This is a genomic window from Rhodococcus rhodnii NBRC 100604 (assembly GCF_001894925.1).
Taxonomy (GTDB): domain Bacteria; phylum Actinomycetota; class Actinomycetes; order Mycobacteriales; family Mycobacteriaceae; genus Rhodococcus_F; species Rhodococcus_F rhodnii.
Window position 1 is genome coordinate 41870 of sequence record NZ_BCXD01000004.1, and the last position, 12831, is coordinate 54700.

The 12831-nt window shown below is 67.3% G+C and carries 13 protein-coding genes; 10 read left to right on the forward strand and 3 right to left on the reverse strand.

Annotated features, from left to right (window positions below; genetic code table 11):
* The first annotated feature begins 47 nt into the window (after nucleotides 1-47).
* The 10 genes from RR1_RS04245 (at nucleotide 48) to RR1_RS04290 (ending at nucleotide 8986) form a co-directional block, all read left to right on the forward strand.
* Nucleotides 48-1520: a 2-hydroxymuconic semialdehyde dehydrogenase gene (locus RR1_RS04245; protein ID WP_040774457.1), complete on the forward strand. Its 1473-nt coding sequence runs from the start codon at nucleotides 48-50 to the stop codon at nucleotides 1518-1520.
* A 43-nt stretch (nucleotides 1521-1563) separates the two neighbouring features.
* Nucleotides 1564-2364: a 2-keto-4-pentenoate hydratase gene (locus RR1_RS04250; RefSeq protein WP_010839356.1), complete on the forward strand. Its 801-nt coding sequence runs from the start codon at nucleotides 1564-1566 to the stop codon at nucleotides 2362-2364.
* Nucleotides 2361-2816 carry a RidA family protein gene (locus tag RR1_RS04255; protein WP_040774330.1) on the forward strand — a complete coding sequence of 152 codons (456 nt, stop codon included), beginning with the start codon at nucleotides 2361-2363 and terminating at the stop codon, nucleotides 2814-2816. The genes RR1_RS04250 and RR1_RS04255 overlap by 4 nt, the downstream gene beginning before the upstream one ends.
* Entirely contained in the window at nucleotides 2816-3337 is a 522-nt protein-coding gene (locus RR1_RS04260) for a 3-hydroxyanthranilate 3,4-dioxygenase (RefSeq protein WP_010839354.1), read from the forward strand. Before RR1_RS04255 ends, RR1_RS04260 begins: the two co-directional genes overlap by 1 nt.
* Before the next feature lie 85 nt (nucleotides 3338-3422).
* Nucleotides 3423-4406 (forward strand): amidohydrolase family protein, encoded by a 984-nt coding sequence (locus tag RR1_RS04265; protein ID WP_040774455.1) that lies wholly within the window; start codon nucleotides 3423-3425, stop codon nucleotides 4404-4406.
* 201 nt (nucleotides 4407-4607) lie between these two features.
* Nucleotides 4608-5414 carry an ABC transporter ATP-binding protein gene (locus RR1_RS04270; RefSeq protein ID WP_010839352.1) on the forward strand — a complete coding sequence of 269 codons (807 nt, stop codon included), beginning with the start codon at nucleotides 4608-4610 and terminating at the stop codon, nucleotides 5412-5414.
* Nucleotides 5411-6169 (forward strand): ABC transporter permease, encoded by a 759-nt coding sequence (locus RR1_RS04275; RefSeq protein ID WP_010839351.1) that lies wholly within the window; start codon nucleotides 5411-5413, stop codon nucleotides 6167-6169. Before RR1_RS04270 ends, RR1_RS04275 begins: the two co-directional genes overlap by 4 nt.
* The gene (locus RR1_RS04280; protein ID WP_081634212.1) at nucleotides 6162-7001 is read left to right on the forward strand and encodes an ABC transporter permease; all 840 of its coding nucleotides are present in this window, start codon (nucleotides 6162-6164) and stop codon (nucleotides 6999-7001) included. The genes RR1_RS04275 and RR1_RS04280 overlap by 8 nt, the downstream gene beginning before the upstream one ends.
* Before the next feature lie 74 nt (nucleotides 7002-7075).
* The gene (locus tag RR1_RS04285) at nucleotides 7076-8056 is read left to right on the forward strand and encodes an ABC transporter substrate-binding protein (protein ID WP_010839349.1); all 981 of its coding nucleotides are present in this window, start codon (nucleotides 7076-7078) and stop codon (nucleotides 8054-8056) included.
* A gap of 36 nt (nucleotides 8057-8092) precedes the next feature.
* On the forward strand, nucleotides 8093-8986 hold the full coding sequence (locus RR1_RS04290) for an MBL fold metallo-hydrolase (protein ID WP_010839348.1): 894 nt from the start codon (nucleotides 8093-8095) through the stop codon (nucleotides 8984-8986).
* 22 nt (nucleotides 8987-9008) lie between these two features.
* On the opposite strand, the gene RR1_RS04295 is transcribed toward RR1_RS04290, so the two are convergent.
* The 3 genes from RR1_RS04295 to RR1_RS04305 all read right to left on the reverse strand — a co-directional run bounded on the left by RR1_RS04295 (nucleotide 9009) and on the right by RR1_RS04305 (nucleotide 12629).
* Nucleotides 9009-9977, reverse strand: coding sequence for a LysR substrate-binding domain-containing protein (locus RR1_RS04295; RefSeq protein ID WP_051111262.1), 969 nt, complete (start codon nucleotides 9975-9977; stop codon nucleotides 9009-9011).
* 208 nt (nucleotides 9978-10185) lie between these two features.
* Nucleotides 10186-11814 (reverse strand): thiamine pyrophosphate-binding protein, encoded by a 1629-nt coding sequence (locus RR1_RS04300; RefSeq protein WP_010839345.1) that lies wholly within the window; start codon nucleotides 11812-11814, stop codon nucleotides 10186-10188.
* Nucleotides 11814-12629: a cyclase family protein gene (locus tag RR1_RS04305; protein WP_010839344.1), complete on the reverse strand. Its 816-nt coding sequence runs from the start codon at nucleotides 12627-12629 to the stop codon at nucleotides 11814-11816. Before RR1_RS04305 ends, RR1_RS04300 begins: the two co-directional genes overlap by 1 nt.
* Nucleotides 12630-12831 lie beyond the last annotated feature (202 nt).

The following is a 12831-nucleotide window of genomic DNA, read 5'->3' on the forward strand; positions in this document are numbered from 1 at the left end:
GAAGCGGTATTTGTGGGGAGCAGCCCCGCACCGCGAGAGTGAACGGCATGACGCAGCAGGAAACGCGGTGGATCCGCAACTTCGTGGACGGACGGTTCGTCGATCCCGTCGATGCCGAGGGATTCGACGACATCGATCCCGCCACCGGCCGCGTCGTGGCACGGGTCCACGAGGCGGACCGGGCGATCGTCGATCGCGCCGTGACGTCGGCACGGCGTGCACTCGCGGACTGGGCGGAGACCCCGGTGCGGGAACGGACGGCGCTGCTCCGCCGCGCCGCCGACCGCATCGAGGAGCGGTTCGACGAGTTCGTCGCCGCCGAGATCGCGGACACCGGCAAGCCGCTGGTGCAGGCTCGTGACCTCGACGTTCCGCGGGCGATGGCGAACTTCCGCACGTTCGCGGACATCGTCGCGGCCGCCGGTCAGGAGTCGTTCGTCACCGAGATGGGTGGCGGCCGGCGGGCGCTGAACTACGCCGTCCGCAAGCCGCTCGGCGTCGTCGCGGTCATCGTGCCGTGGAACCTGCCGCTGCTGCTGCTCACGTGGAAGGTCGCGCCGGCCCTCGCGTGCGGTAACGCAGTCGTCGTCAAGCCCAGCGAGGAGACTCCCGCGACCGCGACGCTGCTGGCCGAGGTACTCGCCGAGGTCGGGCTCCCGGACGGCATCTACAACGTCGTCCACGGCTTCGGTGCGAACTCCGCGGGGGAGTTTCTGACGACGCACGACGGCATCGACGGCGTGACGTTCACGGGCTCGTCCGCGACGGGCTCGCACGTCATGAAGACGGTCGCGCCACGCGTGCGGCCCGTCTCGTTCGAGCTCGGTGGCAAGAACGCCGCGGTCGTCTTCGACGACGTCGATCCCACCGAGGCGATGGACGGACTCGCGCGGGCGATCTTCACCAACACCGGCCAGGTCTGCCTGTGCACCGAGCGGGTCTACGTGCAGCGCAGCATCTTCGACGACATCGCCGCGGGACTCGTCGAGCGTGCCCAGGCGCTGCGGCTCGGCGATCCGCTCGACGAGACGACGACGACCGGACCGCTGATCTCGCGGGGACACCGGGAGAAGGTGCGGTCGTATCTCGCGCTCGCGGAGCAGGAGGGCGCGAAGGTCCTCACCGGCGGCGCGACTCCCGACCTCGGTGCCGATCTCGAAGGCGGCGCGTGGATCGAGCCGACGCTGTGGACCGGGCTGACGAACTCGAATCGCGTGGTTCGAGAGGAGATCTTCGGGCCCGTCGCGGCGCTGATCCCGTTCGAGACCGAAGCCGAGGCGATCGCCCTCGCGAATGACACCGAGTATGGGCTCGCCGCGTCGGTGTGGACGAACGACATTCGGCGGGGCCACCGCGTCGCGCAGAGCATGAACGTCGGAATGTCGTGGGTCAACACGTGGTTCCTGCGTGACCTGCGGTCGCCGTTCGGCGGCATGGGCCTGTCGGGCATCGGGCGGGAGGGCGGCGAGTCGTCGCTGCACTTCTACACCGAGCCGACCAACGTGTGCGTCCAGTTGTGAGCACCGCGAACCCGAGTGAGCATCGAATGACGGAGAGGACCGCATGACCAGCGAACAGCCCGATCGCCGCGCACTGCGCGACGAGCTCGCAGACGTGCTCGACGCCGCGCAGACCGGCGTGCGCGACGTCGAGAGCCTGTCGGACACGTCGGCCTTCGACCTGGACGACGCCTACGCGATCCAGGAGGCACTCACCGCGCGCCGGCTCGCGCGGGGCGAGCGACTCGTGGGAGTGAAGATGGGCTTCACGAGCCGCGCGAAAATGGCGCAGATGGGCGTCGCGGAGGTCATCGTCGGCCGGCTGACGGATGCGATGCACATCGGCGACGGCGGCGAGGTCGACCTCTCACGCTTCATCCACCCCCGCATCGAGCCCGAGGTCGCGTACCGCGTGGGCCCCGGATTCGATCTGTCCGATCCGGACAGCGACCTCGCCGAGCACGTCGACGCGATCGCTCCCGCGATGGAGATCATCGACTCGCGGTACCGCGACTTCCGGTTCACCCACGAGGACGTCGTCGCCGACAACACGTCGGCTGCCGCGTTCGTCGTCGGGCCGTGGCAGCCGGTGGTGGACGCCGCCGAGGCGGCCGTCCGCATCAGCGTGGGGGAGCAGGAGTCGACGGGTAGCACGGCCGCGATCCTCGACGACCCGATGAACGCGGTGCGCGAGGCACAGCGGATGTGCCGCAAGCGAGGCCTCGCGCTGGTGCCCGGCGACGTGGTGCTCGCCGGTGCCGCGACCGCGGCGCTGCCGCTCGGGCCCGTGCACGCCGAGTGCGAGATCGAGGGGCTCGGCACGGTCTCGGTGTCGGGTGTGCGCGGCCTGGAGGTGCAGTCGTGAGCGGCGGGCATCTCATCGAGGGACGCGCGAGACCGCGCGGACGGTTCCCGCACGTGAAGGTCGTCGGCGATCTCGTGTTCGTGTCGGGCACGTCGTCGCGCCGGCCCGACAACACCTTCGTCGGAGTCGAGGTCGACGAGCTGGGGACGACGAATCTCGACATCCGCGAGCAGACGCGCGCGGTGATCGAGAACATCGAGGGGATCCTCGGCGAGGTCGGCTGCGGACTGCAGGACGTCGCGCAGGTGACGACCTTCCTCGTGAACATGAACGACTTCGGTGGCTACAACGCGGTGTATGCGGAGTACTTCGACGAGACCGGGCCCGCCCGGACGACCGTCGCCGTGCACCAGCTGCCGCACCCGCATCTGCTCATCGAGATCCAGGCGATCGTGCATCTGCCCGCGAAGACGCAGGGCGACACCACACTTCGGACGACAGGAGACCAGTGATGACCGGACTGACGAAGCCGATCGACTTCGGCACGTGGATCGGCGAGAACGAGCATCTGCTCAAGCCGCCCGTGAACAACAAGACGATGCAGCTCGGCGACGACTTCATCGTCCAGGTGATCGGTGGCCCCAACCAGCGCACCGACTACCACGTCGACCCGTACGAGGAGTGGTTCCATCAGGTGCGGGGCGACATCGTCGTGCGCGTCATGACGGACGACGGGCCGCAGGACGTCCACATCCGCGAAGGCGAGACGTGGCTGCTGCCCCGGGACCTTCCGCATTCGCCGCAGCGTCCGGCGGAAGGATCGATCGGCATCGTCATCGAGCGGGTGCGCGAGGAGGGCACGCTGGAGAAGTTCCAGTGGTACTGCCTCGAGTGCAACGACAAGCTCCACGAGGTCGAACTGCAGGTACGCGACATCGTCGTCGATCTTCCCGTCGTGTTCGAGAAGTTCTACGCCGACACCGACGCGCGCACGTGCGACGCGTGCGGTGCTCTGCATCCCGGAAAGGGCTGACGTGGGCGCGGTCGACCGTGGTGGAACCGGCGTCGAGGGCACGGGCGTCGAGAGCGCCGATGCTTCGGGCACGGAGGTCACGAACATGATCGACGTTCACACCCACTACGTCCCGAAGGGCTGGCCCGACCTCACCGCGGACGCCGGTACGGACGCGCCGTGGCTGAAGGTCGAGTCCGAGCGCGACGCCGTCATCATGATGGGCACCAACGAGTTCCGGCGAATTTCGTCGGACGCGTGGTCCGCGGAGGTGCGTCTCGCGGACATGGATGCCGACGGCGTCGATGTGCAGGTGGTGTCGCCGACTCCGGCGTTCTTCAACTACGGCCGCAGCCCCGAGCAGGGTGCGCGGATCTCACGGATCTTCAACGATCTCGCTCTCGAGATCACGGCGCCCGCGCAGGATCGGCTCATCCCGTTCTGCCAGGTCCCGTTGCAGGACCCCGACGAGGCGTGCCGCGAACTCGACCGGTGCCTCGAGAACGGTCATCGGGGCGTGGAGATCGGAAACCACGTCGGCGACGCCGATCTCGACAGCGAAGGAATCGTGACGTTCCTGCAGCACTGCGCATCTCGCGGTGTTCCGGTGTTCGTCCATCCGTGGGACATGGACTCCTCGCCGCGCCTGAATCGCTGGATGGCGCAGTGGCTCACGGCGATGCCCGCCGAGACCCACCTGTCGATCCTCTCGCTCGTGCTCGGTGGCGTCTTCGATCGCATCGACGAGAGCTTGAAGATCGGATTCGCCCACGGTGGAGGATCTTTCGCGTTCTGGCTCGGCCGCATGGAGAACGCATGGCACGGCCGCAACGACGTGATCGGCACGTCCGAGTACCCGCCGTCGCACTACATGGGCCGGTTCTACGTGGATTCGGTCGTCTTCGACGAGCGTGCGTTGCGACTGCTCGTCGACACCGTCGGGGCCGAGCGCGTCATGGTCGGCAGCGACTATCCGTATCCGCTCGGTGAGCGACGGGTGGGGGACGTGGTGCGCAAGAGCGCCTTCCTCGATGCCTCGGCCCGCGAACTCGTCACACGGACCAACGCCGAGCGGTTTCTGGGGATCTGACGGTTCCCCGGAGAAACCCGGTCGACCGTCCCGGGATTCCGTCTGGGCAGCTCAGCTATTCCCATGGAGCATACGACCCCGATGATATCGCATTTGTCCGTATTGCCGGAACCGCGCATGCTGTGTGCCACGAGGATCAGCGTGGTCACGATCGACGTCGTGCAGACAGCGCGCCGACCCAACGAGATGTGAGAGTACCGAATGGCAACAACGCTCGAGTCGAACACCGCGGCGATCACCGTCCGGGATCTGTCGATCACCTACACGCGTCCGACCGGAGGAACCGTCCACGCCGTCGACAACATCTCGTTCGACGTACGGCCGGGCGAGTTCCTCACGTTGATCGGACCGTCCGGTTGCGGAAAGAGTTCTGTCCTCCGCACTCTCGGCGGATTGCAGACGCCGTCGGCGGGCGACATCCGGTTGGGCGACGTCACGATCGACCGCCCCGTTCCGGACCGCATCTCGTACGTCTTCCAGGACTTCGCTCTGTTCCCGTGGCGGACGGCCCTGGCGAACGTCGAGACCCCGCTCGAGATCCAGGGCGTACCCAAGAAGGAACGTCGCGAGCGCGCGATGAAGGTGCTCGAACAGGTCGGTCTCGAACGGTTCGCGGCGCAGTATCCCCACGAGCTGTCGGGCGGCATGAAACAACGCGTCGCCATCGCGAGAGCGCTCGTGACCGACTGTGACATTCTTCTCATGGACGAGCCGTTCGGTGCGCTCGACGAGCAGACCCGGCTCATGATCGGCGTCCAGCTCGTCGAGCTCCTCGAGAAGCTCAACAAGACCATCGTCTTCGTCACCCACAATCTGCAGGAAGCGGTCAATCTCTCCGACCGTGTGCTGGTGTTCTCGAAGCCGCCGTCGGTCGTTCGTGACGTGGTCGAGGTCGATCTTCGGCGGCCGCGGCGATTCGAGGACATGAACTCCGAAGAGTTCATGAGCATCCAGCGGTCGCTCTTCTCGCTCCTCTACGAGACGGAGTCCGCGGAGCGTGCGGTATGAGGTCGTTCGTACGCTCCACGGGTGGCCTGATCGTCGTTCTGGCACTGCTGATTCTCGGCGTGTGGACGGCGATCACCGCGAGCGGCATGGTCAGCCCGTTCAATCTTCCGGGCCCCGCGGTGGTCGGATCCGAGTTCGTCGCCGTGATGGGCGAATCCAGCACGTACAGCAACGTTCTCGTGACGCTGTTCGAGTTGTTCGTGGCCTTCGGCGCAGCTGCGCTCGCCGGTGTCGCGACGGGGCTCGCGGTCGGCGCGTCGCGACTGCTGCGCGAGGCCTACGAGCCGCTGCTGAGCAATCTCAACTCGATTCCCTTCATCGTGCTGTACCCCGTCATCACCCTGACGCTCGGAATCGGCGTCGAATCGAAGATGGTCTTCGCCTTCCTCTGTGCCTACTTCCCGATCGCGATCGGTGCGACGACGGCAGTCGCAGGCGTCGACCCGACCCTGGTCGCCGCCGGCCGCGCGATGGGCGCGCGAGGACTGACCCTCGCTCGCAAGGTGCGGTTTCCCGCGGTCAAGGAGAAGCTCGTCGGATCGCTCCGCATGGGTCTGACGATCGCCCTCATCGCCGTGATCGGCGCCGAATACATCGCGGGCAGTCAGGGACTCGGCTACATGATCGCGAGCTCGGGGCAGATGTTCGACATGCCCCGCGTGATCGCGTACGTGCTGGTGACTCTCGTCGTCGCCTTCGTTCTGGACTGGGCCGGGCGTCTCGCAGGTGGAAAGAAGGTCGTCTCGAATGTCTAGCACCGTCACGACGTCCGCGGCACCCGCCTCGACGCCCCGCGCCGGCGGCTCCCGTCCACGGAAGGGCCTGCACCGGTCCAGCACTCCACTGCTCATCAGGTACGGCACTCTCGCTGCAGTCGTGGTGTTGTGGGAACTGCTGGTCCGGATGGGCGACAGTTCCGGTGGCCTGCTCGTCGCGGCACCGACCGAGGTCCTCACCGCCCTTCCGGGGGTGATCGAGGACAGCGCGGTGATGTCCGCCCTCGGAACCGGGCTCGTCCAGTACCTCGCAGCGATGGCGGTGATCATCGTTCTCGGCGTCGCGGTCGGCATGCTCTTCGGCCAGCTCGGGGCGATGTTCGAGCCGGTCCGCAACGTTCTGCAGCTGGCGTTCGCCGTTCCGCAGGTCGCGATCTCCCCGCTTTTCATCGTCTGGCTCGGAGTCGGCTTCGCGTCCAAGTTCACGTACGGCATCACGCAGGGCATCATTCCGGTCCTGATCGGCATGATGACCGCCGCGAAACTGGTCGATCGCTCGGTGCTCGACAGCGCGCGTTCGATGGGCGCGAGCTCGTCGTGGCGGCTGCGCAACGTCGTGCTCCCCGCGGTCGTTCCCGATGCCGTCTCGAACATCCGCATCGCCTCGAAGCTCTGTCTGCTCGGAATCCTCCAGGCAGAGCTGATGGTCTCGACCGCGGGCATCGGATCCGTGATCCGGCAGCTGTCGACGACCTTCCAACCCGATCGGCTCTACGCCACGGTGCTGCTGGTCTGCGTGGCCGCGGTCCTCATCAACTCCGCGCTGGGTTGGTGTGAGACGCGAGCGTCGAAGTGGCGCGGCCACCAGTGACCGAGACGCCGCCAGTGACCGAGACGCCACCAGGGACCGACCGACCGCCGGTGACCAAGAAACTAGGAGAACCCATGAAGAGCACACTCTCTCGGACGCTGGCGGTGACGACGTCGGCACTCGCCGTCACCCTCGTCGCGGCGGCCTGCGGCAACGGTGGCGAGTCGGGCGACGGCTCGTCGATCCGGCTGGGCATGAACGTCGATCAGGCCTTCGACATCGCGGTGACGCCGAAGATCGCAGAGGAGGTCGGATGCTTCGAGGCCGAAGGCCTCGACGTCTCGCTGGTCTCGTTCAACGGCGGCTCCGAAGCCGTCCAGGCGCTCTCGTCCGGCGCAGTGGACGTGAACTCCGGCAACGGATTCGACGTCCCCTCGGCGGTGGCGAAGGGTCTGGACATCAAGGCGTTCAGCGGCATCGCGCAGGAGAGCTCGTTCGTGATCATCGCGAGTCCCGACGGCGACGTGCAGTCCCTCGAGGATCTTGCCGGAACGAGCGTGGGAATCAGCCGATTCGGGTCCACACCCGACTACGTCGTGCGGCAGGCGTCCGCGGCGATCGGTGGAGCCGACATCGAGGCGGTGCCGCTCGGTGGTCTCGCCGAGAACCAGGCGGCACTGAGCCGTGGTGACGTCGACGCCTTCGTCTGGACGGTCGAGGTCGGCACCAACCTCAAGGAGCAGGGAGCGGGGCGTGTCATCGCGTCCGCGAGCGACTTCATCGAGAACGATCAGCACGCGGCCCTGATCGCGACGCAGTCGTGGCTCGACGGCAATCCCGAGGCAGCCGAGTCGCTGGCGTCCGCGTACGGGTGCGCGATCGACTGGATGCAGGACCCCGAGAACCGGGACCGTGCCGTCGAACTCACGACCGGCTACCTGGGGCTCGATCCCGCTGTGGCCGAGCGTGTCTACGATCTGCGCACCCCCGCCCTGACGCCCGACGGCAGCATCGATGCGGCGGGTCTCGAGACACTGTCGAACGCCCTGCCGGAGCTCGGCCTAGCGGATACGTCACCTGCGGTCGACGATCTCTACGTGAGCAACGAGAATTGACGACGCCCGCACGGGGTCGGGTACCGAGGAGAGACGATGACGAGTCTTCGTCCGGAGGACGTCCGGATCGATCAGATCGTGGAGTCGAGCTGTACGTGTTTCGGCGTCGACGAGTTCTTTCCCGGCCTCGACCCCGCTGCGGTCGCCGGCGACATGTCGGCGACCGGGCCCGAGGGGGAGACCGCTCACCTCGAGTACGCGTTCCGTTCTCACCTCGTCCGTGACGGGCAGCGAACGATTCTCGTGGACGGTTGTGTCGGCAACGGCAAACATCGCATGCGACCTGCCTTCGACGATCTGGCCACGCCGTGGCTCGATCGGTTGCACGCGACAGGCGTTCGCCCCGAGGACGTCGACTACGTCGTCATCACGCATCTGCACGCCGATCACGTCGGCTGGGCGACCACGCTCGTCGACGGGCGTTGGGTGCCGACCTTCCCGAACGCGCGGTACCTCTTGCATCGGGACGAACTCGAGTACTGGTATTCGGACGTGGGCGCGGCGGCGCTGCTTCGGACCGGGGACTACCTCGCCGACAGCGTCACGCCGCTGCTCGACCACGGGCTGGTGGACAGGTTCGATTCCGAGTTCACACTCGGTGACGCGGTCCGGATCATCCCGATGATCGGTCATACACCGGGTCACACCTGTGTCGAGGTGACGGCAGGCGACGAGCGACTGTTCCTCGCCGGCGACGCATTCCATCATCCGATTCAGATCCGGCGTCCGGAGCTCGGTACGCGCTACTGCGTCGACCCTGCGCAAGCTGCCGAGTCGCGCCGTCGAATCCTCGCGTACGTGAGCGAGACCGGGGCACTGCTGGCGCCCGCGCACTTCGTCGGGACGGGAACGGGTCGCGTGCACGCGGTCGGTGACGGCTACCGATTCACTCCCGTGACGACGGCTCCGGCCGCGCCGGGCCGGGTGTGATCGGGCGGATGCGAGCCGCAGTTCAGGGCATCGTGAGCCGCAGTGGCCGCTCCGAACGACGGGACCGATCGGCGTCGATGGTCGCTGCTGTGTCGCGGAGCGCGTCGAGCATCACCGCGACCGACGGGCTCGTGGTGTCCGTGCTCGACCGTGTCACCCCGATGCTGTGGCCGATCGCATCGAGTGGGGTGTCGAGCGACGTGATCTCGGTGTCGGCACGCGCGATGAGCCCCGGCATCGCGGCGAGGGCGTCCGTCTCCATCAGGAGCTGACGGACGGTCAGGAACGACGTCGCCTCGATCCGGTTGGCGGGCAACGGGAGTCCGTGGCGGGCGAAGAACTCCTCCAGTTCCTTGCGGAGGCTGGTCTCGGGACCGGGTAGCACCCACGGATAGTCGGTGAGCTTCGCCGTGGGCACGCCGTGCTGCACCGACAGCGGATGGCCGAGGCGAGCCACGATGTCGATCGCCTCGTCGTACAGACGCTCGTGGAGGAGGTCGTCCCCGGGTGGTGCCGTCGACCTGCCGACGATCATGTCGATCCGGCCGGCCTGGAGTTCGATGAGCAACGACTGCGGTGACCCCTCACGGACCTTCACGGTGACATTGGGTCGTGTCTGCTTCAGCGCGAGGATCGCACGGGGGAGCAGCAGGTTCGAGCCGGCCAGATGGACGCCGACGACGACGGTCCCGCGCTCGGCCTCGGCGAGTTCGACGATGTGCCTGCTCGCGTGAGAGAGCTGCGCGAGGACGCTGCGTGCGTGGGCGGTCAGGGCTTCACCGAAGATCGTCGCCGTCACGCCGCGGGGCCCGCGGTCGAAGAGCGACACTCCGACGATCTCTTCGAGTTCTTGGAGGCTTCTCGTCGCGACTGGCTGCGTCACGTGGAGCGACGCAGCCGCCGCGACGACCGAACCGTGTTTCGCGAGTGCATCCAGCAGCGTCAGATGCCGAAGCTTGAGACGGCCGTCGAGGAGTTTCGGTGTCTTGATCGAGGGCAACGGTGCCTCCTACGAACTCGGCTCGAGCGTGTCGCGATGCTGCTCGGTCGCTATGTCTGATCGGTCGGTGTATCCGCCGTCACGATGCGGATACAACATTGCACCATCGGTACGTTTCGGCAACATTTCCGACCGGTCGATTCGAGATTGCGACGATTTGAGATTGCGCGATCGAGAGTGCGCGATCGAGAGTGCGACGTCAGTGCCCGAATGCCTCCACGAGCCACCACGACCCTTCGTTCGAGACCGTCTTCGCGTCGACGACGAGCGGACGTGCCGGTTCCGCGTCGAGCCAGGTCTTGACGGCGGCGAGGTCCTCGCGGCGACGCACCGTCAGCGAGTCGCACCCGAAGCCCTTCGCGATCGCCGCGATGTCGGTGTCGGGGAAGGTGACGGTCGTGAGGTCCTCGTCGCCCGTGAAGTGATGCACCTCGGCGCCGTACTGCGAGTCGTTGTAGACGATCACGAGCAGCGGCAGTCCGAGCCGCACCGCCGTGTCGAGTTCGGAGATTCCCATGAGGAAGCCGCCGTCGCTGCACCCCGCGACCGGAAGCCGAGTCGGTTGCGCGAGGGCCGCCCCGATGGCCGTCGCCAAGCCGAGCCCGACGGACTGGAAGGCCTGTGTGAAGCAGAAGCCGTACTCGTCGGGAACGTCGAGGAACATGCTGGGGAAGCCGAGAAAGTTGCCCGAGTCCACCGACACGACGCGTTCGGCCGGCAGCATGGTGTCGATCTCGGAGGTCAGGATGCGCGGGTCGATCTCGGTCTCGGTACTCGCGTCGGTGTACGGAACGTCGTTCCAGCGCAGTCCGGTTCGGATGCGCTCGGCGATCTCGGACGTCCGGTAGCCGGTGCGGGAGATGTGCCCGAGTGCCGTCGTCGCGGCGTGCGCGGTCTCGGCGATGCCGCCCCACAGGCCGAGATCGATCGGGCGCGTCCGGCCCAGCGCGGCAGGATCGAGGTCGACCTGGACGACGCGGGCGTCGTCGCCGATCAGTTTGCCGTGACGCATCGTCCACATGTTCAGCGCGCAACCCCAGCCGACGATCAGGTCGGCGTCCGAGATGAGCTCGGCGGCGAGCGGCGTCGAGAAGCCGCCGGAGACGTCGATGCTCCAGTCGTGTTCGCGGAACATGCCTTTGGAGACCGCCGAGGTGGCCAGCAGGGCGCCGGTGCGGTCGGCGAGTGCCGCGAGCGCTTCCTTCGCGCCGGCCGACCGCGCGCCGCGGCCTGCGACGAAGACCGGCCGCTCGGCTGTCGTGAGGAGTTCGACGAGTTGCGCGAGTTCGCCGTCGGACGGGCGCGGAAGCGCGACGTCGACGACGCGAGGCGCGACCTGGTCGTCGGGCAGCAGTTCGTCCTGCACGTCGATCGGAACGTTGAGCACGACGGTCCGGCCCTGTGCGGCGAGCCGGTACGCTTCGGTGACGTCCGCGACGGCGGAGGCTGCCGAGCGCACTCGCACCGTACGGGCGCCGAGGCCCTCGGCGATGGCGGCCTGGTCGATGAAGAAATTCGACATCGGCGTCGTCGCCTCGGCCGTGACGACGAGCAACGGGGTGTTGCTCTTCGCTGCCTCGGCGACGCCCGTGAGCGAGTTGGTGTACCCGCATCCCTGGTGCAGCGACAGGACGGTGACCTCGCCGCTCATCCGTGCGTAGCCGTCGGCCATGCTCGCGGCGCCGCCTTCGTGGCGAGCGGCGACGAAACGGCCACCGGCGGCGGTGAAAGCGTTGGTGTAGTGGAAGTTTCCGCTGCCGACCACACCGAAGGCGGTCCGGACACCCAGTTCGTGCAGTGTCCTGCCGATGGCGTCGCGTACGTACATCAGTTCTGTTCTCCGTTCGTGTCGTCAGCGGCGTCGACCAGTGCGAGGACGCGGGCCGGGCTGCCGGTGCCGCCGACGATCTTCAGCGGCGCCACGATCAGCACGGCACCGGTCGCGGGCAGCTCTGCGAGGTTCTGCAGCTGTGTGGCGCCGTAGCGGCCGCTGCCGAGCAGGAAGGAATGGGCCGGGAACGGCGGATCGAACCGGAACGCCTGGCCGGCGTCGGTGCCGACCGTCTCGACGCCGAGGCCGACCATGCCCGTCTCCTCGGCCAGATATCGGGCGCAATCGACCGAGATGCCGGGTGTGTGCGGCCCGTTCTCGTCGGCGTTGATGAAGGCGGTCTGGTCGTGCGAGCGCTCGTTCCATCCGGTTCGGTACAGCAGCCATCCACCGGCGGGCAGCGGCCCGTGCGTCTCCTGCCATGCGAGCAGATCGTCACGGGTGAGTAGATAGTCCGGATTCGCGGTGCACTCCGCGACCCGGTCGATCACGACCGCGGGTGCCACGAGCTTCTCCGGAGCGATGCTCGCGACGTCCTCGAGATCGCGGCCCGAATGCCAGTGAATCGGGGCATCGACGTGGGTACCGGTGTGTTCGCCGGTGTGGATCCCGTGCTGCATCGAGATCTCGCCCTCGTCGTCGTAGTACGCGAGCGGCTCGAGAGCGAATCGGGGGATCGGCGCCATCTCGGGCGGCAGCGGTAACACGGGAGTCGCGTGCGACAGCGATGCGGTCAGGTCGACCACCCGGACGGTTCCGGCGGTCAGAGCGGCAGCGAGGTCAGCAGATCCGATACTCGAGGTGGGAAGCATGGATACATAGTCGGGCCGACTCGCGCGAAGCGCTAATGCTGGGTTTCGGGGTCGCTATGCGCCGATCGACATACCGGGCGAGAACCGGTGTCCCGTGGCCTATGCCGAGAATGCGATACCGGCCCGTGGAATGGGCATTAGCCAGCACCTGCGCTGCGGATCACGATTGCAGTCACCAAAACCGGCGCTCCGACGACGCTGC